The sequence below is a fragment of the Mesorhizobium sp. USDA 4413 genome, assembly GCF_056280365.1.
The window spans coordinates 4456655-4478745 of the sequence record NZ_JBVPRP010000001.1 but is presented as its reverse complement, the minus strand read 5'-3'; the positions used below and the strand labels follow the sequence as shown (position 1 = coordinate 4478745).

Genomic DNA, 22091 nt, shown 5'->3' with positions numbered 1-22091 from the left:
TCTGGCGCTACCGGCAGCGCGATATGCTCGGGATGACGGCAAGCGCTCTCATGGCTGTCTTGGCCGTCGCTGCGCTACTGTTGCCGGCGAAGCCGTAGGTCACGATGCCGAAGAAGGAACTCCACTTCGGAAAGTGTGCGGTCTGCGGTGTCGAGGACCGGCTTACCTTTGAGCATGTTCCGCCAGAGGCCGCGTTCAACAAGGGCAGTATGCGGTTCTCCGATATCAATCACTACTTCGAAAGTGGCCGACTTGCAGGCCAACTTGCCCACCCCTCCGAGATGAGACACCGGACCAGCCGGCGAGGCGCCGGGGGCTACACGCTGTGCCAGCGGTGCAACAATGATACTGGCGCTTGGTACGTCCGGCACTATGTCGAATGGAGCTACCAGGGCATGGAGTTCCGGTTGGCAGGCGGCAGTTCATTGGCCCTGCCCTTTCGGATCTTCCCTGGCGCAGTGGCGAAGCAGATTGTTTGTATGTTTGCTAGCGCTTGCGGGCCTGGCATGTTCGAAGCCAATCCTTCGCTTCGGAAGTATGTGCTCGATCGGGATGCGATCGGCTTCGATCCGAAATTGAGGCTGTTCTGCTTCATGACCGACCCGCGATCTTCTAAGACGCGGCAGTCTGGGATTACCGGAATGCTGAGTTTAGGAGGGCCTTCCCACACGTTTGCCGAGATCAGCTTCCCGCCGTTCGGCTACATTCTGGCGATTGATTCCGAGCCGCCCAGCAAAGGGCTCACCGACATCACGTTCTTCAGCCATAACCATTGGCGAGCCTACCGTGAGATGCATCTGAAAATGCCGATGCGTGAAATCCACACTTACTTCCCTGGTGACTTTCGGACAGGTGCCGAATGGCAGGAAGCGCTGGACAGGCCAGGCCCTTAAGGCGTCCAGCCCTTCCGCTGCTCCGGCGTCAAAGCATGGTGCGCTTGACGAAGCCGGTTGTAGCGCCAGACTCATGACATGGCGAGGATCGTTGGTCTTCACTAACTCGGTGGTCGAGCCTATGCCGACACGGTTCTGATTTCTGGATCTACAGTGATCGTGCGCACCTCGGCCTCAGCCGCGATCATACGGTTTTCGGAATCTACCGAAACGAACCGGGTTTCTGCGTCCACGATGATGATTCGATCGTTTGGCGTCATTACGGTGAATGCGTGCAGGTCCACAGCTTCGGACAGCACGGCGGCCAGATCGTCGCTGGCGAAAACCGGCACAGGCGCGTCAATGGCGGCGGGGCCAAAGTAGCGCCCGCCGAAGTACCGCCGCCCCCAATAGCGCGCGCCGAACATCAGGCACCGTCCACAGTGATTGCGGAGCGGTTTCCGTTCGAATCCACTGTCGCTGTAATGCGGTTTTTGCTGTCAGCCGCATCACGATAGTGAACCGTTGTTCCGGCCAATCCATCAGCCTTGCCATAGAGCGCGGCGCGGGCGATGCGCAGGAATTCCTCAACCGTCTCGGATCCCTCATAAGCGGCGGTCAGGATAGCCGCAGCGTTGTCGGTGGCAGTCGGCACCGTTGCTGTGACCCAAGCACCGTCGCCATGGCTCTGTAGGCTGGCGAAGGCTGCAGCGATGTCTGATGCATCGGCCGGATCACTTGGCAGATTGTCGGTCTTAGTCTTGATCGCGGCGGCTGTGGTCGACGTGGCCAGCGTGCCGATCTGGGTGTCAAGATTGGCGGATGCCATGCCGAGCGCGGTGCGAGTGCCGGCAGCATCCAGCGGTGCCGTATAACTGAATGTCGCCATGCGGCTCGATATGTCAGCGTCCAGATGCGCCATGCGCACACTAGTCACACCCGCATCCGAGAGGGCCGTATCCGCCTCGGCATTCACCTGCGCGGCGGAAAGGTCATTGAAGCCGGTGATGCCGGTTCCCTTGGCGAGCACAATGTTGGTGCCGTCCGACAGCCGGCGCGTGGTGACGGCCCAGACGTCGGCGGCGGAATGCGAAGAACGCGACGAGATGTCGGCGTCCAAATGGTCGAGCAGGCCGGCGCGCGTGCTTGTGAGGCGCGAAAGCAGCGTCGTAGTGCCGGAGGTATCGGCCCCGGCATAGGTTGAGCGAGACGATACCGCCGCGTCCAGATTGGTTGCGCCGCCCGTCGTGGCGCTGACAACCTGGCAGACCTGCTCGGCATCGTCGCAGCTCGTCGCCGTGCCGCGCACCACCAAGTCCCCCAGCGTGCCGGTGTCTGTCGTGTCGAGCGCCACCTTGTACCAGCCGCTTGAGACCTCCGTCGCGTTGGTTGCGCCGGCATTGCTTGTGAGGCGCGAAAGAGTGCCGGAGGTATCGGCCCCGGCATCGATTGGTTGCGCCGCCCGTCGTGGCGCTGACAACCTGGCAGACCTGCTCGGCATCGTCGCAGCTCGTCGCCGTGCCGCGCACCACCAAGTCCCCCAGCGGTGTCTGTCGTGTCGAGCGCCACCTTGTACCAGCCGCTTGAGACCTCCGTCGCGTTGGTTGCGCCGGCATTCGGATCGGCGAAGGCACCGCCGTTCTTGCTGATCTTGATCGCGACCGTCTTGCCGATCGCGGCCGAGACGTGATCGCTCGACAGAAACAGCTTTAGCATGACGGTGTAGGCTGTGGATTGAGCGAGTCTGCGCATCCGTTACATCCCCAATTGTTGGCGCGTGGCGATGTGGCCGCCCGCAGGACCGTTGATGGCGATTCCGCTGTTGTTGCCGAGATCGAAACTGTTGTTTGCGACGAAGGACGCCCCTCCAGCACCGGTGATATCCCTGAAGGCGCAAAAGTTCATGGTTGGCGCGTTGCTGGCCACTGACAGTGTTCTCGCCGTGCCTTCTCCCGAAGACCGAACGGAGATGGGCGCGCTCGCTGTGCCATTGAGCGAAAGCGTCGAGATGGTCTGGCCTCCAACCAGGTCGATTATGTTGAGTCCAGCCACCGTAAGGCTTCCGAACGTGTTGCCCGAGGAAATGCGGTTCACGCCGCCTGAAGGCTGGGCATCAAACACGACTGCATTGTAGGTCAGACCTCCGCCCGTGAACGTTCTGATGACACCAGCGCCTAAGACCCCACTGAACCGTATCGTCGATCCATTTGCATTGAATGTCAGGCCGGTGACGGTCCCCATGGCCCACGGCCCCGTGCTCGAAGCGGTTATATTCCATGTCCCGTTGCCTAAATTGATAGTCCGTGTGCCGCTGCCGCTGCCGTTGAAAGACGACGATAGCGTCACATTGTTGTTGTTGGCGCTGAAATCGAGCGTCCCGGTGAAGGCACCCCAGGTGATACCCTGAATATTGATGTCCGTTGCGACCGTGACGGTGCCGCCGCCTGAGTTGGCATCGAAGATAGCGACATCATTGACCCCCGGCACCGATGCGCCGCCAGCGGCGCCTGTCGCTGTTGACCAATGCGTTGTTGTCGAGGCATCCCATGTGCCAGTGCCGCCGACCCAGAAGCGATTTGCCATTGCAACCCTCTCAGTGAAACAGTAAGGCGCCGACGACGGCGAGCGAGGCGAGGAAGGCGAGCACGGGCATCCTATCGACCATTGATGCTCCTGATGGCCTCACGGACGCCCAACGCGGCTTGTCGGCGCATCTCTGCGATGCTGTCCTTGCTGGCCTGAGCGCCGCTCTGGATGTTGACCGTCATGGAGAGGTTGATTGGCCTCTCTCCGCCACCCGATTTGCTATCCGACCCTTTAAGCGCCTTCATCTGTTCCGGGGTGAAGATGGCCACTGTTTCTTCAGGGCTCTTGAAGAACTGGACTTGCTGGCTATCGCCTGGATGGATTATGCCCCCGGAGGCGAAACCCAAGACAGAAGTCGTGCCGCCCCGGCCCGTTGCCAAATTTGCGGCATTGCGAGCTATTTCTGCCGGCGTAGCCACAAGCCCTTGCGCAAATGGAACGATACCGTCGCCACCACCGGCCATCCTTGCGGCCTGATAATTGGCCTGCGCCGTCTTGAATGCTTGGCTGAAGACGGCATCCCATTGAGCCTGATCAGAATTGACTGAGGAAGACGATCCGACGCCAGCAGAGGGTGATCCCCCCAGCGCAGAAACGCTACCGGCCGTTTTGATATCGTCGAGGATTTGCGCGGTCTTCTTGGTGTTGGCCGCCGTGTCGGTAATGGCCATGGACAGTTTGTCGGTTGCCGACTTATCGGCACTACCAACCGATTGCGTGCCGCCGGCAAGTGCCGTCATCTGCTGGGGCGTGAAGATGCCGACTGTTTCATCTGGAGACTTGAAGAATGAGACGCGCTGCGTATCACCGGGATGAATCATGCCGCCTGTGGCGAAGCGAGTGACGTTGACGGTACCGGACCCGCTCACGCCGTAGCTGGAACCGCTGCCCATGCTCTCGGCGCCTGAATAGCTGCTCGGGACCGAATAGGAGGTCACAGAAGGCCCTGAGCCGTCGCCGCCATATCTCGTGACGCCTACGCCGCTTGTGGTCCCAGTGCCATTGGGAACATCGTATAGGCTCTGGGTGCCAGTGCCGACTTTCCGCGTAAGCACTGTGACGGTCACGGTGCGATTGCGGATAGCATGAATGGCCGCATCTAGCTTCCGCGCATCCGACGATGCCGCGTCCATCTGCTGACGAGCGCGGATCAGGCTATCGACGAATGCGTTGACCTGATCGACACCGAGGCCGCTCTGGGTGAGCGTCTGGCGCACCATCTGGAGGCCTTCGAACACGCTGGTGGTGGAGGCGCCGCCGCTATTCAGGGCGTCGAAAAGCTTGTTGACGGTCGAGATTGCATCATCGATCGCCCCAGTCGCGCCCTTGATGCTGGACACGTCGCCGAAGAACGCGGCGATGTTGTCCTTGCCGCCGGCGGTTTCGAGCGCCTTCTGCAGTGTGTCGATCTGTGTGAGCGTGCTCCGATATTGCTGCTCCAGGTCGTTGAAGCTTTCCAGTTGCCCGCGACGTGCGTTCTTGACCGCCTCGTCCATGCGATCGAGGGCGCCCACCGTCAGATCGATGGTTTGCGACATCTTTGCGAAGGCACCAGTGTCGGATGATCCGGCCTTGAAGAGCCGTGAGATGATGGAATCGGCATCCGTGGCCTTGGTGCCGACATCCTTCAAGCCGCCACTGATCTCATAGAGCGTCTGGCGGAATTTCTGCCCGCCAACAGTGACATCGGCCAATCCCTTGGTGCCGTTGATTCTATCCTCCACCTCTGCGGCCTTGTTGGCGGCGTCCTGGAGGCTGTCAGCAAATGAGCGGGCATAGTCAGAAAGGCCACTGTTTTCCTGACGCAGCCGGCCCAGCTCCGAAGAGAGCATCTTGGCGTCAATGGTGCCATCCTGAATACCCGAGGAAAGCTTGGCAAACGCGGCAGAGCCGGCGGAACCCATAAGGCCCCAATCGCTACCGACCGTCTTGAGGTCCAAGCGCAAACCGTCCATTAGAGAGTTTAGTGTTTTCAGGCTGTCGCCGAGCTGCTTTTCGATGTCGGCAGCAATTACAGATTGAGGCAGTTTCGCAGCCTGTTCCTGGTAGTGCTTCAGAGCCGCCTCAGCATTCGGATAAGCGTTCGCGATTTCGTCGATCAGGGCCTTATGCCCAGCGAGAATCTCGTCGACAGACTTGATGTCTTCGCGGGTGGCAATGAGGTACGCACCAACTGCGGCCACAGCACCAACACCCGCCGTTGTGATAATGCCGGGAGTCGTTGCCAACCATTCGGCAAACGCCGCCCTAGATGCCGCTGTAGCCGCGATAAGACCCTGCGGGCCGGTCATGGCAAAGGATAGATGATTTGCCTGCTGAGCGAACGCCTGCAGCGGGGATGCGCCTATCAGCAGGCTCTCTGCGGCTGAGCGTGCGGCGTGACTGAAAGACAGCAGTTGTGCGGCGCCGAGCCTCGATGCAGCGCTTGCCGTGCCGGCGGCGGAAGCGAACTTATTCAACGTGCCTACCTGGCTGGCCACGCTCTTCGTGGCGGCATCATAACTGGCCGTCACGGCCTCGATATTCTTGGACAACATGACGGTCGCCGATACTTGGCGGGTGTTCGCCGTCTCAAGCGATTTGGTCGCCTGCTCAGCCTTGTTCGCGGAGGCAGTGAGCTTGTCCAGATCGGAGGTGGCGTTGGCCAGCCCCTTACTTTCGAAAGCGATGCCAAGTGTTGCCAGATCGGTCATGGTCGTTCCTTCGATAGAGAGGGCGGTGATCTGGGGAGCAGATCACCGCCAGCGCAGCGCGTTTGTGGGCCGGCTCTTTCCCCGCGCGCGCATGAAACCTGTCAGGCCGCCTTGCTCAGCGTTTCACCTTGAGTATTGAGGGCCAGATCCAGCATCCGCTCACGATCCGCGAAGGGCAGTGCCACGATCTCGGCCGCAAGCTTGTCCACGTCGGCGATCGGCTGCTCGTTAACCGCCATGCGATCGACCTTGGCGCGTTCCTGCTCGATGATCGGCTGCTCCATAGGCCCGGCCAGTGCCTCGAATTCATGGCTTTGCAGGCCGAGGCCGTGGCGGATTTCGTCACGGGCCGCATCATATGCCCGCTCGACGGTTTCGACTGCGGCCTGCAGATCGTCGAGCATCGCTTTCTCGGCGCCGTATCTGGCCTCCATTCGCTGCGATGCTGCCACCTCCAGAACAGAAGGCTCAATCTTGACCAGCATGGAATCGACACCGAGCAACGCGTCCAAAAGCGCGTCGCTTGGAGCACGCATCAGAGCGTGGCGTTTTTCCTCCGGAAGAGCGTTGAAGTGATCGCGCAGCTCCCGCCGTTGCATCTCGCCCACGATATCGGTGCGGTCGATGTTGACCGCTTTCATCTTGGCAATGCGCGTTGCGATGTCGCGACGAAGGGCCGCCGTAGCCTGAACCTTGTTCCGGGCAAGCTTCTGCACGGTCTCAAAGCCGTGCTTCGATGCTGATTCCATGATGCCCTTTTCGGTCAGCTTGCCGCCGGCACGAAGATCCGAAACATGCTGGTTAAAAGAGCCCACGCTTTCCAATGCCGCGTCATAGGCAGCGCGAAGATCGCGATAGACCTTGTTACGCTGCTCCTGGGGCTCATGCATCCAGTAGCCGACGAACTTGGCGCCCTTGCGCTCTGAAAGGCTGTGCTTTCCAGGGAGCATCTTCATGGTGTTTCCTTTCAGATCGGCTTGGTCGGAAGGCGTTCGGAAGATTCGATGCCGAGCGCCTGGTTAAGCTTGCCTTCGGTCGAGAGCTTCGCCATTTCCCGGTTGCGGGCGAGATCGCTCATATCGATCGGATGCTGATCCGGCGTCCGGCCGAAGTTGGACATGTCCACGTTCACGCCTGGCTTGATTTCGGTTGTACGGCTGGGGGTCATGGGTTTCTCCTGTGGGTTAGCCCCAATGCATCGGCACTGAGTAAGCGGTTGGTGCGGGAGCCTTGTTGGCGAGCAGATCGATCACGCCGGCCACAGCGTTGGCCAGGTCGTCGTGGCCGTTCGGGGCATGGTCGATGGATTCTCGCCCGCCACGAGCCACGCGACGCTCCAGGCCGACGATCTGCGAAACGAGCTTCGGGTTATCGAGCAAATCAACCGTGCCGCTGTTCAGGCTCGGAAGCATGTCCAGGTAAAGCTCGCTGCGGGACTTGCCGGCCACCCGATATGTGATGCCATTGTTGCGGTAGAGTTCACGGGGGAACTCACCAGCATACTTGTCGCCTTGCACGGTTGAGATGCCGTAGGCCTTCAGGAGAGCCGAGTATTCGGACGTGACCGCTTCCGGGCTGAAAGGTGGCTTCCGCTCCCTGATCGCGTCCAGAACGGCCCGCTTGCCTTCCCTGTGGCCGATTGCCAGGGTGTAGCTGTCCGAAGAGCCGCCAGACGGGTCAGCGAAGGCAACATAGTGATGTTTGCCGTCCCGAGGCAGTTCGGTCACCCCTGGAAGCACACACGCCTCCACGACATCGAGAGACACGAATTGCTCAACGTCGGTTCGGAACTCGGCGCCGAACTCTGCGGCCGCTGACGATGGATCTTCGGCGTAGGCCTCGGCGATCAGCTCGCTTTCTCGGGTAAGGTTGGGGTTCATCCGCCATGTCGGTGCCTGCACCACCAGCACCTTGCTTGGCTTGCCGTAGTTGGCCTTCCATTTGCGGTACAGGAGGCCCTTGCGAGCATGGGGGGAACTGATGCCTATCAGCATGGCGCCGGGAATGGTGGCCATCGAAGGCTTGATTGCCTTGTACACATCTTCGTCAGGGTTGGCGCTGTTTTCAGAGAGCCAGAAAGCCACCTCGTCGAACACGGCTGCCACCACTGTGCGGCCACGCACCCGACGCCGGTCATTCGTAGTGATTTCGATGCAGAGACCGTTCTTCAGTTCGATCCCGTCTGCCGTCTCTTTCTTGACGGTCTTGCGGAGGATCGGCTGCTCGAAAAATGCCTTGGTGTAGCCCAGCACGACCTTTGCCTGATCGCGATCGACGGCAAGGGCTTGGACAACGCCACGCTCACCACGGACCAACCGGGAGAGATAGCCGTATTGCTCCGCTCCGAACGTGGCCAGGTAGGTCGCAATGCTGGCGGCCTTCACGTCCTTGCCAGAACGCCGCCCGCACACAAACCAGGCCTCCGATGCCGGGGAAGTAGGCGCCTCGTCCCTGCCGGTCAGTTCGGTGAAGATGGCAAGTTCTGCCTCGTCCAGCGGCTCGCCGAACAGAGCCTTGTCGATGACGCGCCATACACCCCAGCTATCGGCAGCGAACCACGGCCCGAACAGGTCAGGGTCTTGGCAAGCCTCGCTGTAGGTGAAGGCGGGAGCACTCATGCGGCCTTGCTCGCCTTCTCTGCGGCCTTGGCGGCCATGAACGTGGTGATGTCGGGGGTGATGTCGCGCGGCTCGGGATCGATGCCGATAAGCTCTGCGTCCCTGCGGCGCGTGTTGAGCAGCGTGGCAAGCTCGGAAAGGCTGATCTGCTCGCCCTTCAGCCAACGCACCTGGGCGTCACGGATAATGGCAGAGACGCAAGCCACGTCCTCGATAATCGCCAGCCGAAGCGCGCCGATGTCGTCGCCGCCGCGTTCGCTGATGAGAATATCCCGGAACTCAAGAGCCTGCTTCGCGGCAGCGGTGCGCTTGTCCAGATCGGACAACGTGACAAGCCGGGCCTTGCCAGCACCTTTTGACGGTGCATTGGCCTGGGAACCTAGCTCTATCGTGGCGCTATTTTCAGTCATTTCCGAACCTCGATCTGGTCGCGGTTGAGCGGATACAGTGCGGACACAATCGGCTTGTTCGATATGAAATGCAAGCAATATCAATAAGTTGTCATAAACTGTCTACTGATAAACAATCAGTGTCGGCAATTGTCAGGCTGAGGGTTAAAGGGACGACAGCAAGCGACAACTTGTCGTTTGCTGCCGTGAGCCAACAGGAAAAAGTGTCGCCTTCCGAACGTTCGCCGGGGCGGGCCTCACAACGCTAACATTCCTGATCCATTGTTAGGGATGTTGGGGATGTTGGGGGGGGGTATGGGTGTTTTCGGGTTTGCCCTCACTTCGGACAGCTCAGCGAAAAGCACTCCTCACAAAGCCCCTCACTTTGGAATGCGATACAGCCCGCGAGCTACCGCCTCCAGTTCACCAGCCTTCGCCATCTCACGCACCAGATACCGCACGTTGTTCTCGCGCATCGAGGTTGCCGCCGCGATTTCCTTAGGTCCGGCTTCTCCGATCTCTCTGACAGCTTCGAGGATCCTGTTTCGCTCCTTGCTACGGCGAACCTCATCGGCGTCGCCCAGCAAGGACCAATGGCCGCTACTGTCCAGCTTGATGGCGCTTTCGATGTCATCCAGGTCGCGACCTCTGCCTGAGAGGATAGTTCCCTGGCCGTCCTTTGCTAGCACCATCACACTATCGACGCCGCCGGTGAGGCCCGTGGTCCCGGACACCATGTCGAGCGGATCGTCGGCATCCATCTTGCGCGTGTGGTGAACGATGACGATTGCAAGCTGCAGTTCAGCAGCGAGAGCAGTGAAAGGGGAGACCGCGCGATAATCGGCCTCGTAAGGCTTGTCACTGGCCTTTGCCGGCGGTCGAACCTTCGCGAGCGTGTCGATGACGATGAGGCGCGGGTTCGGCGCATGCCGCGCCCACGCCGTGATTTCACCTAGCAGCCCATCATCCAGGCGCCGCATGGTGGTTCGCAGCGCCAACCGCTTCGGCCATGCTTGGCTGGCGGGGATCACCTGGCTCATGCGCCGTTTAAGGCGGCGCTGGTTGTCTTCGAGGGCAGCGTAGAGAACGTCGCCTTCCTCGCATTTGACGGAGCCCAGCGCATAGCCGCCGATAGCGACAGATATGCACCAGTCCAAGACAAGCCATGATTTTCCGAGCTTGGGCTTCCCCGCAAGCAATGTAGCACCCTCTGCCAAGTAGCCGGGGATGACATACCGCAAGGGCTCGAACTCCATGTGCTGGAGGTCTGCGGCCGTGATGGTGAGAGGAGCGTTCATTTGCGTCTCCTCTCGCGCTCTGCTCGCCACTCAATGGCAGCATCAGCGACATGCGCTGGAACGGTCTGGATCGGACGAAACGGTCTGCCGTGGAAGTCAGCAACGATTCCGGCGACATAGCTGTAAGACCTGGCGGTCGGATCGTGCTCGTAGCCCGCATCATCGAACCGGAGTGCAGCGCATTGGAGGTGGTTGCGCGCCGCCGTCAAATGGTGGACGGCGGCATCGATGAACATGTCTTCGACGCTCGGAAGATTCGGTCGAACGGTCATGCCGAACCTCCTTGGCGAGCTGCCGGGAGGGTTTCAGCGGCCCAGCGGGCGATCAGGGCCGCTTCTGCTCGGCCATGGTCTTTCTTGCGGCCGAAATGGTCACAGGCAGGCCAAAGGCGGATTGCCAATGCCCTGGCCGCTTCCTTGTCGCTGTCCAGCTTGAAATGCCTCTTCCATGACGTAGGGGAAACTAGGTGCGTCGGGACATTCAGGGCGGCGAGGGCACCTAGCACTGCGCCATGTGCCACCCCGAAGCGGAACATTGACGACACGCCTTGGCCAGGACGGGCGCCCACGTTCTCCACGATGGCGAGATCCGGGCGCATCTGTTTCGATACGGCGGGCAAGCGATGCCGCGTCGATGCTCTTTGCGACCACTGGCATATCGTAGACCGCCACGCGATCGGGTGCTGCCGGAAAATAGAAGGCGGCGGCGCCGGACAGGCCAGGATCGATTCCCAAGATGCATGTCGTCATGCGCCGCCTCCGTAGGCGAGCCGTGCGACAGTAAGCGCGACGGGAACCGACATAGGGAAGCGTGCGAGGATGTGTGACGCTTGCCTAAAGCGGAGGTCTTCGGCTATTGTTTGGTTGTTGCTGCTGTGAATATCGACTTCGCGAAGCTCGCCCTGGCCGGCGGGCTTTCGCATTTCAAGAGGAGGCGATAGCCGCATAGGCGCCTCCATCTTTGAGTCTGCTCGCAAGGCGCATCGCCTCGATGGCTTGCATCGTGGTAATGCCGAACCTGGTACGGAGATCGGGAACGGTGGCGCGGCCTGACCGCTCACGCGGAGAGACGAGATAGAGCGCTGCAGCGGTGACTGCCTCGTCGGGCTGGAGGTCTGTCTGCATTTATGCGGCCCTCGCTTTGCGGGGATTGGGCCTGCGCTCCAACGCCTCAATCCAGGCCTTCACTGAGGGGACGCGGTAAAGGATGCGGCCGCCGAGTTCGACATAGGGAAGGCCATCCGGCAAATGCTGCCAGCGGATCAGTGTGCGCTCGCTCACCTTAAGTTCGGCGGCGAGGGAAGGGCGGTCCAGGTATTCGTCTAGAAGGCTCATCTGGTGTCATTTCCTTTCGTTGAAATGTCAGCAGATGTTATGTTTTGTCGGCTCCCAGACCGGAGGAGGTTGGGGGGAATTGGAGGAAATAAGGAGTTTTACTCCGCGCTCGCAAATCGCTTGTAGAGTGCGTTGACGCGCTTCTCGACTTCCTTCGGGTGGGGGCCGCCGTCTCCGCCGTTTTGGTTGCTGAGCCACAACAAGAGATGCTCCTTGAAAGCTGCTTTACCCTTCTGGTCAGGCAGGCCGTTTTCGTGGATGTAGAACGCTGCTTCAATCAGCATTCCCTCCCAATTCCATTTACCGGGATTGCCGGGCTGAAGCCGCTCTGTCGGAGGAGCCTTTGCTGGCTTTTCAGGCCAAAGCTTGTCTAGGTCGTCAGAGGACACCATCACATCGAAGCAAGAGTGCTGGCCGTCTTTTGGGCTAGTCACCTGATAAGGGTGTGGCCACCAGATATCGGTCGCCTCATAGTCCAACTCGGCATAATTGCCGGCCTGGTTTGCGACGCTGATAGACAAGGCCTTCTCCCGTAGGGCATCGAAAATAGGGCTCACTCGATTCTCTCCGGTCGCCGTCCGCTGTGAAACTATCTGACGTGCAGCGTGCAATGAGATCCTTTTGGGTCGGAACATTCACGCACCGCCTTTCAGCGACGCGACTTCCGCGCCCTTGTCTTTGGCCATGACGATCGATCCGACACGTTCAGTGGCCTGCCTCAGCGGATCGTCCATAAGGTGGCTGTAGCGGGCCGTGGTGGCCGGCTGTGAGTGTCCGAGCAATGCACCAATGATCGGCAGGGAAAGGCCCGCGCTGGCCAGCACAGAGGCGTATGTGTGGCGCAGGTCGTGAATGCGCGCCGATGGCGTCAGAACGATCTTTTCGACCCCCTTGCTGTCCGGCACTGCCTCAGCCGTGACGATGCCGGCGGCAATGCACACTTCCCGCCACTCGTTCTTGATCTCGACGCGGTGATCAGTGCCACGGCCGGGGAACACATAGACGGCATCATCCTTCGCTTCCTCCCGAAGCTCAGTCAGGAGCATACGAGCAGGGGCGGAGAGGGGGACGCGGTGCAGGGTCTTCTGCTTCGTGGTTGAGCCCGGCTTGGTCCACACACCGGCAGTCAGGTCGAACTGCTCCCACTTCGCCGCCTGGACTTCGCCACGGCGCGCGCCGGTCAGGAGCAGAAGCCGGAAGATATTCGCGGCTTGCTGGTCTTCCAGCGCGCTTAGGGCCTCTGTGAGCTTTGCCAGCTCAGGCGGGGAGAGATAGCGGTGACGCTTCTGCTCGTCGTTGCGCTCGATGCCCTTGGCCGGGTTATCGGTGCGCCACTTCCACTTGATGGCCAGCCCGAACATCTTGGACAGTACCGCGACCGTCCGGTTCGCCAGATAAGGGGCATCCTTGGAAATCTTCCGGTGCAGGCTGTCGACGTCGGTAAACTCGACATCGATCACCTTCTTGTGTTTCAGGGCGGGGAGGATGCGGTTCTTGATCAGGGCCTTGTAGTCGCGCGCTGTCGAATCCCGCTTCTTGGACAGGTGCTCCTTTTCGAAGCGTTCGCACAGATCGGCAACGGTCTTCGCCTCGCGCGCTGCCTTTAGATCGCCCATCGGGTCAAAGCCGACATCGATCCGTTTCTTGAGGTCCTTAGCTTCCTCGCGGGCAGGGCTGCACTTCCAATCAGAGCAGGAGCCAATCGTATATCGCCGCTCCAGGCCGGAGCGTGTGCGGTAGTTGAGAATGAAGGACTTGGCGCCGCCGGCAGTGACGCGGACGCCAAAGCCCTTAACCTCGTCGTCATAGGTGATCTTGTTGCCGGTGGCTGGCGTCGGCAGCTTCTTGATTTCGGGGTCGCTAAGCTTCATGTCTTGTGTCCGCACTGTGTCCGTCAAATCGACGGGCTTCCATATGCGGGCATTGTCGCATAGTGTCCTGATTTGTCAAAGCATGTCCTTTGGGAATCAATAGCTTATGGTGCGGACACGGGGAATATTGAACAGGATCAACGGCTTGCCGAAAACGCGTGGAATGAACTTTTAATCAGTAGGTCATGGGTTCGAATCCCATCGCGCTCACCAACAACGACCGCCTGAACAGCCCGGTCACAACTGCCGAATTGCCGCAGTCCAACCTCCACCACGACATTGTGTTGGCGCTCCGCTGGCGCTTTACATTTTTGTAAATTGCCTTGGGTGCGCGGTTCGCGATAGGGCAGGCCGGTGGCCCGGTTCGGGCATCCGGCTGTTGGGCAACAGAATTGGCTCGGATGAACGACCCGGGCCCTCCGGGTCATGCCGTCGGTCATCATCAGAGGGACATAGTCCCCGGCGTCGCGTGGCGCAGGTTCTAAGCCGGTCCTTAGGACTGTCCGGCCTCTTTGCCGTATCGAATGCGGGGCATGTCTTTGCAACCGATTACAGTTTGCGCCGCCGCATCTCCGCCGACTATGACGGTTTCTGGACGGAGTCCGGAGGGCTTCGGACAGACCCCTTGATGTTCGCCATGCCCACTGCCAAGGCGCGGCGCGAGCTTACCGAGTACAAGCCCAACAAACGGGCGCGGGTTCGCAGGCGATGGCGTCTGGAGGATCAACTTACCGACCAGGTGAAGGCGTCAATTCAGCCTTTGTTCCGGAAATAACCGCGCTTTGCGCCATTGCCGGCTCGATGCCGTAGGCATTCGGAACAAAAAACTATTCGCGCCCGTTCAATTCCAGAAGGGACCGCAATTTGGGACGCGGATACAGTGGACGTACTGAACTTGGAACTGGCCAGGGCCAGGCAGAGCGTAAAGCGCGCAGAGACTTCTCTCAATCACGCAAAGGAAATGCTGGACGAGGACTGTGGCGTCGGGATCAACATCGCGCTGTGCAGCCGCATAAGGTCGGAACAGAAGCGTGTGGCAGAAGCCAGAAAGCGGCTGATGAAAATCGCTCAGGCTGCCTACCCTGAGGGGTGACTTTCCCCAAGACCAATGAGAGCGGGCCGCCGGCAAACTTGTCCCTGGACAGGGGGCATGGTTAAACTCGGAGCCCCGAGGGAGGCTCCAGGATGGCACTTGACCTTTCGGTAGAGACCACGGCTCGTAAAGCGGCGACGCCCGGCAAATATCTCTTCGGCCCGGTCGCCGATTTCCTTATGCTCGGCGGCAGCGCGTTCCTGATCCTGCCTGTGCTGTTCTTCGTGCCGCGCGACTATGAAGGGCCGTTGGCCGCGACGATGGTCGTTGTGGCCTACCTGGTGAACTATCCGCATTTCGCCCATTCCTACCAGATCTTCTATCGCAATTTCGGCCGGAAGGCGCGTGGCGACGGCTACGACAGAAGCCTGCAGCTTCGCTACATTTTCGCCGGCGTCATCGTCCCGGTGATCATGGCCCTGTTCTTTGCCTATGGTGCGGCGACGTCGAACACGCGGCTGCTCGGCCTTGCGGCCAACGCGATGTTCTTTTTCGTCGGCTGGCACTACGTCAAGCAGGGCTACGGGATGCTGATGGTCGACGCTGTCTTGAAACGCAAATTCTTCGATGACCGGGACAAGAAGGTGCTGCTCGTCAACAGCTACGCGGTGTGGATCCTGGCCTGGCTGCAGACCAACACAGCGGTGACCGCGGGGCAGTATTACGGGCTCCAGTATTACACCTTCGCCGCCCCTTCATGGATCACCGACATTGCCTTGGCGGCGGCCGTTGCATCGACAGCGGCCACGCTCCTGATGCTGGCCCGTCGTTGGAGAAAGAATGGCGGTGGCCTGCCGTATAACGGCATCGTTGCCTATGTCGCGTCGCTCTATCTCTGGATCCTGATTGCCAGGATAAACCCGCTCTGGCTGCTGGTGGTGCCGGCGCTGCACTCGCTGCAATATCTGGCCGTGGTGTGGCGCTATCAGACCAATGTCGAGCGTGACGTCTTGGATGCGGCGCGGGATCCGGAGCCGAAAATACTATCCGTGCTTGGGCCTCGCTACAGGCTGCGAGTGCTGGGATTCATCATCGGAGGCGCCGCACTCGGCTATCTCGGCTTCTGGCTGATCCCGTTCGTGCTGACCGCCCTGGTCCCCTACGACAGGCAGGTGCTCGGTTCATCGCTGTTCTTCTTCATCGTGCTGATCTTCATCAACGTGCACCACTACTTCCTCGACAATGTGATGTGGCGCCGCGGCAATCCGGAAGTGTCGAAATATCTGTTCCGGTAGGAGGACCCGAACCCGGAACTGAGGGCCGCAGATCACGCGATCAGCGACACATTCCCGCCGGCGTGACGCTCCAGCCGTCCCGCGAGGTCGAGTTCCAGCAGCACCATCGAGATCTGCGCTGCGCTCATACCCGTGTGACGGATGATGTCATCCACCGCGATCGGCGTGGGGCCAAGCGCTTCCAGCACATCGGCGCGGTCGTTTTCGCCGGGCGGCGGCATGGCCGACATGTCGGGCGCCTCGGCAAGTGGGAGGGTTCTTGGAAGCCGGGTGCCGGCAAGCGGCGCCAGCGCGCCGAGCACATCGGCGGCTTCGGTGACCAGCGTGACGCCGTCCTTGAGCAGCGCGTTGCAGCCGGCGGCACGCGGATCGAGCGGCGAGCCCGGCACGGCAAAGACCAATCGGCCCATTTCATTGGCGAGGCGGGCGCTGATCAGCGAACCGGAGCGCTGTGCCGCCTCGACCACAACCAGCCCAAGCGCCATGCCGGCGACAAGGCGGTTGCGACGCGGAAAATCCTGGGCGCGCGGCTGCCAGGCGAAGGGCATTTCCGAAACGACGGCGCCGCCGCGATCTGCGATCTCGTCGCACAGGCCGGCATTCTCGGGCGGGTAGGGGGCATCGAGCCCGCCGGCCAGCACGCCGATCGTTCCGGTCGAAACGCTGCCTTTGTGCGCGGCCGTGTCGATGCCGCGCGCCAGGCCGGAAACGATCGCGTAGCCTTCGCGGCCGAGGTCTGCCGCCAGCATGCGCGCCATCTTGATGCCGGCCAGCGAGGCGTTGCGGGCGCCGACGATGGCCACCGCGGGCAAACGGAAGACCGCGCCTTCGCCTTTCACCGCAAGCAGCGGCGGCGGGTTGTCCAGCGTCTTCAGCAAGGGCGGATAGTCCGCCTCGCCGATGCCGACGAAGCGGGCGCCGGCGCGGCGGGCGGCGTCCAACTCGGCTTCGGCCTCGGCGACGGACGGAATGCGGGCGATGCGATTGGCGCCGCCGGAAATCATCAGCTCGGGCAGCATTTCGAGCGCGGTTTCGGCCGAGCCGAGGCGGTTGATCAGCTCGCGAAACGAGGCCGGACCGACATTGGGCGTGCGGATCAGGCGAAGCCAGGCAAGCCGCTGCCGGTCGCTGAGATGCGGGCCGGCGGCCGGGGCGCTCATCCCTTCGCTCCGATCTTGCCTTCGGCGCCGGCCAGCAGGCGCGAGATATTGGCGCGGTGCTTGATGAAGACGATCAGGCTCATCAGCGCGAACAGGCCGGCGATCTGCGGCGTGCTTATGAAATAGAGCGCGATCGGCACGACCACCGCGGCCGCCAATGCCGCCAGCGAGGAATAGCGGAACAGGAAGGCCATCGCGAGCCAGACGACGGCGAAGACGAGCATGCCTTGCCAGGCAAGGCCGAGCAGCACGCCCAGATAGGTCGCGACGCCCTTGCCGCCCTTGAAGCCGAGCCAGACCGGGAACAGATGGCCGAGGAACGCGGCAAAGCCGGCCAACAGTCCGAAGTCCGACGAAAAATGGCCGGCGATCAGCGCGGCGACGGTGCCTTTCAGCGCATCGAGCAGCAGCGTGGCGGCGGCAAGGCCTTTGTTGCCTGTCCTCAGCACATTGGTCGCGCCGATATTGCCGGAGCCGATCTGGCGGACATCGCCGAGCCCGGCTGCACGGGTGATCAGGAGCCCGAACGGGATCGAGCCGAGCAGATAGCCGAACACGAGCGCGATCGCGTAACCCATTGTTTCCCCCATACTCCTGTCGCTCCAGATGCTCGCCCCAGGATTGATATAATCTGCTTTATGCAACCACAGTTTGCAAGAGCTGGCGCTGCTTGGGCAGCAGCTGGTCATAATGGTAGAGTCGGGAGGGTTCGCCAAGCAACTCTGTGCGGGCAGGGTCCGGCAGAGCTCAAAGCAATGAATGGGCTATACTGAAAACACTGTGCGGCCCGCGACCATCGTCTGCAAGACTTTGCCCTGCAGGCGCGCGCCTTCGAAGCAGGTGTTCTTCGAACGCGAGCGCAGTCCGCTTTCGCTGACGATCCACGGCTCGTCGACATCGACGATTGCGAGATCGGCTGGCGCGCCCGGCTGCAGCGTGCCACCCGGCAGGCCGAACAGTCGCGCCGGCCCAGTAGACAGCGTCTCGATCAGCCTGAGCAGCGGCACATCGCCATTGTGGTAGAGCCGAAGTGCCGCGCCAAGCAGCGTTTCCAGTCCGATCGCGCCGGCGGCAGCATCGGCGAAGGGCAGGCGCTTGGTGTCGACGTCCTGCGGGTCGTGCGAGGAGACGATGATGTCGATCGTGCCGTCCTTGATCGCCTCGATCATCGCCAGCCTGTCGTCCTCGGCGCGCAAGGGCGGGGTCAGCCGGAAGAAGGTGCGGTATTCGCCGACATCGTTCTCGTTGAGCGACAGATTGTGGATGGCGACCCCGGCCGTGACGTTGGCGCCTTCGGTCTTGGCCCGGTTCACCGCGCCGGCCGCCATCGCGGACGAGATTTTTGCCGCGTGATAGGCCCCGCCGGTCAGCCGGGCCAGCGCCAGATCCCGCTCCAAGGGGATGAGCTCGGCTTCGCGCGGAATGCCCGAAAGGCCAAGCCAGCTTGCATAGAGGCCTTCGTTCATCACGCCGGAAGAGGCGAGGTCGGCATCCTGGGTCTCATGCGCGATCACGCCGCCGAAATCACGCGCGTAGGTCAGCGCGCGGCGCATCACCAGCGCGTTGGCGATCGTGTGTCTGCCGTCGGTGTAGGCGACGGCGCCCGCCTCGCGCAGCAGGCCGAATTCGGTCATCTCGCGGCCTTCGAGGCCCTTGGTGATCGCGGCGGCCGGAAAGATGTTGACGCTTGCGGTGTCGCGCGCCGTGCGCAGCACGAATTCGACCAGCGCCACATTGTCGATCACCGGGTCGGTGTCGGGCATCATGACGATGGAGGTGACGCCGCCGGCCGCCGCCGCCACGCTTGCCGAGGCGATGGTCTCGCGATGCTCGCCGCCGGGTTCGCCGATGAAGACGCGCGCGTCGACAAGACCTGGAATGATCGTTTTGCCGGCGCAGTCGACGACGGCGGCGCCTTCCGGCGCGCCCTGGTTCAATGCCGCTTTTCCGGCAGCGACGATCTTGCGGCCGTCGACGATGAGGCTGCCGATCTCGTCGACGCCGCGCGACGGGTCGACAATGTGCGCCTTGCTGAAGACGGTCACGCTCATGCGCCGCGCCCCTCATGGTTGCGGCGCGGATCAAGCAGCGCTTCCATCACCGCCATGCGCACGGCCACTCCCATCTCGACCTGTTCCTGGATGACGCTTTGCGGTCCGTCGGCGATCTCGGAGGCGATCTCGACCCCGCGATTCATCGGGCCGGGATGCATGACCAGCGCATCGTCCTTGGCGGCTTTCAGCTTTTCGGCATCGAGGCCGAAATAACGGAAATATTCGCGGATCGACGGCACGAAGGCGCCTTCCATGCGTTCGCGCTGCAGGCGCAGCATCATGACCACGTCGGCATTCTTCAGCCCCTCGGCCATCGAGCGCGCGACGATCACGCCCATCCTGTCGATGCCGGAGGGCAGCAGCGTCGAGGGAGCGACAACGCGCACCTGCGCGCCGAGTGCATTCAACAGCATGATGTTGGAGCGGGCGACGCGCGAATGCAGGATGTCGCCGCAGATCGCCACGATCAGCTTCGAGAGCGGCCCCTTGGCGCGGCGGATGGTCAGCGCGTCGAGCAACGCCTGCGTCGGGTGCTCATGCGCGCCGTCGCCGGCATTGACCACCGAGCAGCCGACCTTCTGGGCGAGCAGGGCCGCCGCGCCCGCCGACTGGTGACGGATGATCAGGATGTCGGGCCGCATGGCGTTGAGGGTCATCGCCGTATCGATCAGCGTCTCGCCCTTCTTCACCGAGGAGCTTGCCACCGACATGTTCATGACGTCGGCGCCGAGGCGCTTGCCGGCGAGCTCGAAGGACGACTGCGTGCGGGTCGATGCCTCGTAGAACAGGTTGATCTGGGTGCGGCCGCGCAGCGTCGTGGTCTTCTTTTCCGATTGCCGCGAGATCGCCACGGCCTGGTCGGCACGATCGAGCAACAGCTCGATATCGGCCGGGGAAAGATCGCGGATGCCCAGAAGATGGCGGTGGGGAAAGAGTGGCAGGGACGAAGCGTCGGTCATCTCAAGGCGCTGCTATAGGGTGCGGTCCGGCCTGCCGCAAGCGCCAGCTTTGGATTGCGGGCGTTCTCCCCGGTATTTTCGTCGCGCGCCTTCCGTGGCTTGGGCTATAAGGCCCAGGAGTTTCGGATTCGCGACCGCGACCTTGGAAATGCTAAGAACCTCTCGGCCAATTGAAGGATTGGGCAACTGAAGGATTGGGCGTGACCGACGAGGTGATAAACCAGCCGCCGCCGCTGACGGGCGGCAATGCATGGCGGGGCGATCCATTGCTCATCCAGCTTGCCGAGCGTTTTTCCGATCCCGTGCGCAAGGATCTCGACGGACTTGGCCGGTTCGTGATGACGCAGGAGGCGCAGGAGCTCGCCCGCCTCGCCAACACCGACACGCCGAAATTGCGGACGCATGACCGCCAGGGCCGGCGCCTCGACGTGGTCGAATACCATCCGGCCTATCACGCCCTGATGCGCCGCTCGATTGCCGGCGGCCTGCATTCTTCGGTGTGGGAAAACGGCGACGCCGAGATCGGCCGCCGCCATCAAGTCAGGGCGGCGCGCTTCTATCTGACCGCGGAACTCGAAACTGGGCATTTGTGCCCGATCACCATGACCAGCGCCTCGCTGGCAGCGCTGATGGCCAGTCCGAAGCTTTTCCGCGAATGGGCGCCGCGTGTGACGACGCGCAAATACGACCAGACGCAGAAGCCTCCCGTACAGAAGACCGGGCTGACGCTCGGCATGGGGATGACCGAGAAGCAAGGCGGCACCGATGTGCGCGCCAACACGACCAGGGCGGAGCGCACAGGAAGCGGCTTCTACCGCTTGACCGGGCACAAATGGTTCATGTCGGCGCCGATGTCCGATGCCTTCCTGGTGCTCGCCCAGGCATCTGAGGGACTGTCCTGCTTTCTCGTTCCGCGGATCCTGGGTGACGGTTCCGGCAATGGCTTCCGCTTCCAGCGGCTGAAGGACAAACTCGGCAACCGCTCGAACGCCTCGTCCGAGGTGGAATTCGTCAATGCGATCGGCGAGATGGTCGGCGACCCGGGCGCCGGCGTGAAGACGATCATGGACATGGTGACGCTGACCCGGCTCGACTGCGCGGTCGCTTCGTCGGCGTTGATGCGGGCGGGCCTCGCCGAGGCCGTGCACCACGCGCGTCATCGCCAGGTGTTCGGCTCCAACTTGATCGACCAGCCGCTGATGCAGCGGGTTCTGGCCGATATGGCGCTCGATGTCGCCGCGGCCACCGCGCTGTCGTTCCGACTGGCGCGCTCCTTCGACGAGGCTGCAAGCGACCGCGGCGAGGCGGCCTTTGCCCGCGCCATGACCCCTGTCGTCAAATACTGGGTCTGCAAGATCGCGCCGGCGCTGCTTTACGAGGCGATGGAATGCCTTGGCGGCAACGGCTATGTCGAGGAGGCGCCGCTTGCCCGCTACTATCGCGAGGCGCCGGTCAACGCGATCTGGGAAGGCTCGGGCAATGTTATGACGCTCGATGTGCTGCGCGTGCTTGGCCGCGCGCCGGGCCTGTTCGAGGAAGTGCTCGCCGGCATCGACCGCGATCTCGGCACTGGCGGGCGCGGCACCATCGGCGTGCTGAAGGCTGCCATGCAGGTGGCGGCGACCGACCAGGGCTCGGCGCGGCTGCTCACCGAACAGCTCGCGCTGTCGGCCGCCGCGGCGGAACTGCGCCGGCTGGGAGCAGGGCGCATCGCAGACGCCTTCGTCGAAACGCGGCTGGGCGGTCAGTGGCGCACCACTTACGGCATGCTCGATTCGCGCCATGACGCGCGCATGATCATCGACACGCTCTATCCGCCGGTGACCTGATCCCGTCCAAAATCAAAGAGCATGATCCGAAACCGCTTCACGCGCTTCGCCGAGCTGTGGATAGCTGTTAACCTTAACGAATGGTTTCCATTGCGGCGAA

Annotated in this window: 24 protein-coding genes; 6 read left to right on the top strand and 18 right to left on the bottom strand. The window is 61.8% G+C overall.

Translation table 11 applies throughout. The annotated features are described in order from the left end of the window. The first annotated feature begins 104 nt into the window (after positions 1-104). A complete protein-coding gene (locus ACVMIM_RS21895) occupies positions 105-893 on the top strand; it encodes a hypothetical protein (protein ID WP_476114508.1) in 789 nt (262 codons plus the stop codon). A 119-nt stretch (positions 894-1012) separates the two neighbouring features. Here the strand turns inward: ACVMIM_RS21895 and ACVMIM_RS21890 are convergent, their stop codons facing one another. Beyond that, complete coding sequence (locus ACVMIM_RS21890) at positions 1013-1300, bottom strand: hypothetical protein (protein WP_476114507.1); 288 nt, start codon at positions 1298-1300, stop codon at positions 1013-1015. Further along, positions 1300-2226: a hypothetical protein gene (locus ACVMIM_RS21885; RefSeq protein WP_476114506.1), complete on the bottom strand. Its 927-nt coding sequence runs from the start codon at positions 2224-2226 to the stop codon at positions 1300-1302. Before ACVMIM_RS21885 ends, ACVMIM_RS21890 begins: the two co-directional genes overlap by 1 nt. A 201-nt stretch (positions 2227-2427) precedes the next feature. On the opposite strand from ACVMIM_RS21885, the gene ACVMIM_RS21880 reads away from it, so the two are divergent. Further along, complete coding sequence (locus ACVMIM_RS21880; RefSeq protein WP_476114505.1) at positions 2428-2562, top strand: hypothetical protein; 135 nt, start codon at positions 2428-2430, stop codon at positions 2560-2562. Between the two features lie 65 nt (positions 2563-2627). Here the strand turns inward: ACVMIM_RS21880 and ACVMIM_RS21875 are convergent, their stop codons facing one another. The 12 genes from ACVMIM_RS21875 to ACVMIM_RS21820 form a co-directional block, all read right to left on the bottom strand. After that, complete coding sequence (locus tag ACVMIM_RS21875) at positions 2628-3455, bottom strand: hypothetical protein (RefSeq protein WP_476114504.1); 828 nt, start codon at positions 3453-3455, stop codon at positions 2628-2630. Positions 3456-3526: 71 nt separating this feature from the next. Continuing rightward, positions 3527-6151: a hypothetical protein gene (locus ACVMIM_RS21870; protein WP_476114503.1), complete on the bottom strand. Its 2625-nt coding sequence runs from the start codon at positions 6149-6151 to the stop codon at positions 3527-3529. A 101-nt stretch (positions 6152-6252) separates the two neighbouring features. Further along, positions 6253-7107: a hypothetical protein gene (locus ACVMIM_RS21865; RefSeq protein WP_476114502.1), complete on the bottom strand. Its 855-nt coding sequence runs from the start codon at positions 7105-7107 to the stop codon at positions 6253-6255. Positions 7108-7118: 11 nt separating this feature from the next. Continuing rightward, complete coding sequence (locus ACVMIM_RS21860; RefSeq protein WP_476114501.1) at positions 7119-7319, bottom strand: hypothetical protein; 201 nt, start codon at positions 7317-7319, stop codon at positions 7119-7121. A 16-nt stretch (positions 7320-7335) separates the two neighbouring features. Continuing rightward, entirely contained in the window at positions 7336-8769 is a 1434-nt protein-coding gene (locus ACVMIM_RS21855; RefSeq protein ID WP_476114500.1) for a hypothetical protein, read from the bottom strand. Next, on the bottom strand, positions 8766-9179 hold the full coding sequence (locus ACVMIM_RS21850; protein ID WP_476114499.1) for a hypothetical protein: 414 nt from the start codon (positions 9177-9179) through the stop codon (positions 8766-8768). Before ACVMIM_RS21850 ends, ACVMIM_RS21855 begins: the two co-directional genes overlap by 4 nt. Before the next feature lie 359 nt (positions 9180-9538). Continuing rightward, positions 9539-10456, bottom strand: coding sequence for an AAA family ATPase (locus ACVMIM_RS21845; protein ID WP_476114498.1), 918 nt, complete (start codon positions 10454-10456; stop codon positions 9539-9541). Beyond that, the gene (locus ACVMIM_RS21840; RefSeq protein ID WP_476114497.1) at positions 10453-10728 is read right to left on the bottom strand and encodes a hypothetical protein; all 276 of its coding nucleotides are present in this window, start codon (positions 10726-10728) and stop codon (positions 10453-10455) included. Before ACVMIM_RS21840 ends, ACVMIM_RS21845 begins: the two co-directional genes overlap by 4 nt. A 651-nt stretch (positions 10729-11379) precedes the next feature. Beyond that, on the bottom strand, positions 11380-11580 hold the full coding sequence (locus ACVMIM_RS21835) for a hypothetical protein (protein WP_476114496.1): 201 nt from the start codon (positions 11578-11580) through the stop codon (positions 11380-11382). Continuing rightward, complete coding sequence (locus ACVMIM_RS21830; protein ID WP_476114495.1) at positions 11581-11790, bottom strand: hypothetical protein; 210 nt, start codon at positions 11788-11790, stop codon at positions 11581-11583. Between the two features lie 98 nt (positions 11791-11888). Beyond that, positions 11889-12311, bottom strand: coding sequence for a hypothetical protein (locus ACVMIM_RS21825; protein WP_476114494.1), 423 nt, complete (start codon positions 12309-12311; stop codon positions 11889-11891). 114 nt (positions 12312-12425) lie between these two features. Further along, positions 12426-13661, bottom strand: coding sequence for a tyrosine-type recombinase/integrase (locus tag ACVMIM_RS21820; protein WP_476114493.1), 1236 nt, complete (start codon positions 13659-13661; stop codon positions 12426-12428). Positions 13662-14130: 469 nt separating this feature from the next. Between ACVMIM_RS21820 and ACVMIM_RS21815 the strand changes: the two genes are divergently transcribed. From ACVMIM_RS21815 to ACVMIM_RS21805, 3 genes are all read left to right on the top strand, one after another. Further along, positions 14131-14436, top strand: coding sequence for a DUF535 family protein (locus ACVMIM_RS21815; protein WP_476114491.1), 306 nt, complete (start codon positions 14131-14133; stop codon positions 14434-14436). 105 nt (positions 14437-14541) lie between these two features. After that, entirely contained in the window at positions 14542-14754 is a 213-nt protein-coding gene (locus tag ACVMIM_RS21810; protein WP_476114490.1) for a hypothetical protein, read from the top strand. A 92-nt stretch (positions 14755-14846) separates the two neighbouring features. Further along, the gene (locus ACVMIM_RS21805; RefSeq protein ID WP_476114489.1) at positions 14847-15989 is read left to right on the top strand and encodes a hypothetical protein; all 1143 of its coding nucleotides are present in this window, start codon (positions 14847-14849) and stop codon (positions 15987-15989) included. 32 nt (positions 15990-16021) lie between these two features. On the opposite strand, the gene dprA is transcribed toward ACVMIM_RS21805, so the two are convergent. The 4 genes from dprA to ACVMIM_RS21785 form a co-directional block, all read right to left on the bottom strand. Next, entirely contained in the window at positions 16022-17149 is a 1128-nt protein-coding gene (dprA, locus tag ACVMIM_RS21800) for a DNA-processing protein DprA (RefSeq protein ID WP_476114487.1), read from the bottom strand. Further along, complete coding sequence (plsY, locus tag ACVMIM_RS21795) at positions 17146-17727, bottom strand: glycerol-3-phosphate 1-O-acyltransferase PlsY (RefSeq protein ID WP_476114486.1); 582 nt, start codon at positions 17725-17727, stop codon at positions 17146-17148. The genes dprA and plsY overlap by 4 nt, the downstream gene beginning before the upstream one ends. A gap of 186 nt (positions 17728-17913) precedes the next feature. Beyond that, positions 17914-19200 carry a dihydroorotase gene (locus tag ACVMIM_RS21790; RefSeq protein WP_476114485.1) on the bottom strand — a complete coding sequence of 429 codons (1287 nt, stop codon included), beginning with the start codon at positions 19198-19200 and terminating at the stop codon, positions 17914-17916. Further along, a complete protein-coding gene (locus ACVMIM_RS21785; RefSeq protein ID WP_040995018.1) occupies positions 19197-20162 on the bottom strand; it encodes an aspartate carbamoyltransferase catalytic subunit in 966 nt (321 codons plus the stop codon). Before ACVMIM_RS21785 ends, ACVMIM_RS21790 begins: the two co-directional genes overlap by 4 nt. A 200-nt stretch (positions 20163-20362) precedes the next feature. Here ACVMIM_RS21785 and ACVMIM_RS21780 point away from each other — a divergent pair, with 200 nt between their 5' ends. Beyond that, a complete protein-coding gene (locus tag ACVMIM_RS21780) occupies positions 20363-21991 on the top strand; it encodes a DNA alkylation response protein (protein ID WP_476114484.1) in 1629 nt (542 codons plus the stop codon). Positions 21992-22091 lie beyond the last annotated feature (100 nt).

Bases quoted from the DNA above. Each gene is read 5' to 3' on its own strand.
- ACVMIM_RS21855 (WP_476114500.1), bottom strand. From the start codon at position 8,769: ATGAGTGCTCCCGCCTTCACCTACAGCGAGGCTTGCCAAGACCCTGAC.
- ACVMIM_RS21875 (WP_476114504.1), bottom strand. From the start codon at position 3,455: ATGGCAAATCGCTTCTGGGTCGGCGGCACTGGCACATGGGATGCCTCG.
- ACVMIM_RS21820 (WP_476114493.1), bottom strand. From the start codon at position 13,661: ATGAAGCTTAGCGACCCCGAAATCAAGAAGCTGCCGACGCCAGCCACC.
- ACVMIM_RS21890 (WP_476114507.1), bottom strand. From the start codon at position 1,300: ATGTTCGGCGCGCGCTATTGGGGGCGGCGGTACTTCGGCGGGCGCTAC.
- ACVMIM_RS21895 (WP_476114508.1), top strand. From the start codon at position 105: ATGCCGAAGAAGGAACTCCACTTCGGAAAGTGTGCGGTCTGCGGTGTC.
- ACVMIM_RS21830 (WP_476114495.1), bottom strand. From the start codon at position 11,790: ATGAGCCTTCTAGACGAATACCTGGACCGCCCTTCCCTCGCCGCCGAA.
- ACVMIM_RS21865 (WP_476114502.1), bottom strand. From the start codon at position 7,107: ATGAAGATGCTCCCTGGAAAGCACAGCCTTTCAGAGCGCAAGGGCGCC.
- plsY (WP_476114486.1), bottom strand. From the start codon at position 17,727: ATGGGTTACGCGATCGCGCTCGTGTTCGGCTATCTGCTCGGCTCGATC.
- ACVMIM_RS21840 (WP_476114497.1), bottom strand. From the start codon at position 10,728: ATGACCGTTCGACCGAATCTTCCGAGCGTCGAAGACATGTTCATCGAT.
- ACVMIM_RS21805 (WP_476114489.1), top strand. From the start codon at position 14,847: ATGGCACTTGACCTTTCGGTAGAGACCACGGCTCGTAAAGCGGCGACG.
- dprA (WP_476114487.1), bottom strand. From the start codon at position 17,149: ATGAGCGCCCCGGCCGCCGGCCCGCATCTCAGCGACCGGCAGCGGCTT.
- ACVMIM_RS21845 (WP_476114498.1), bottom strand. From the start codon at position 10,456: ATGAACGCTCCTCTCACCATCACGGCCGCAGACCTCCAGCACATGGAG.
- ACVMIM_RS21835 (WP_476114496.1), bottom strand. From the start codon at position 11,580: ATGCAGACAGACCTCCAGCCCGACGAGGCAGTCACCGCTGCAGCGCTC.
- ACVMIM_RS21790 (WP_476114485.1), bottom strand. From the start codon at position 19,200: ATGAGCGTGACCGTCTTCAGCAAGGCGCACATTGTCGACCCGTCGCGC.
- ACVMIM_RS21785 (WP_040995018.1), bottom strand. From the start codon at position 20,162: ATGACCGACGCTTCGTCCCTGCCACTCTTTCCCCACCGCCATCTTCTG.
- ACVMIM_RS21850 (WP_476114499.1), bottom strand. From the start codon at position 9,179: ATGACTGAAAATAGCGCCACGATAGAGCTAGGTTCCCAGGCCAATGCA.
- ACVMIM_RS21860 (WP_476114501.1), bottom strand. From the start codon at position 7,319: ATGACCCCCAGCCGTACAACCGAAATCAAGCCAGGCGTGAACGTGGAC.
- ACVMIM_RS21870 (WP_476114503.1), bottom strand. From the start codon at position 6,151: ATGACCGATCTGGCAACACTTGGCATCGCTTTCGAAAGTAAGGGGCTG.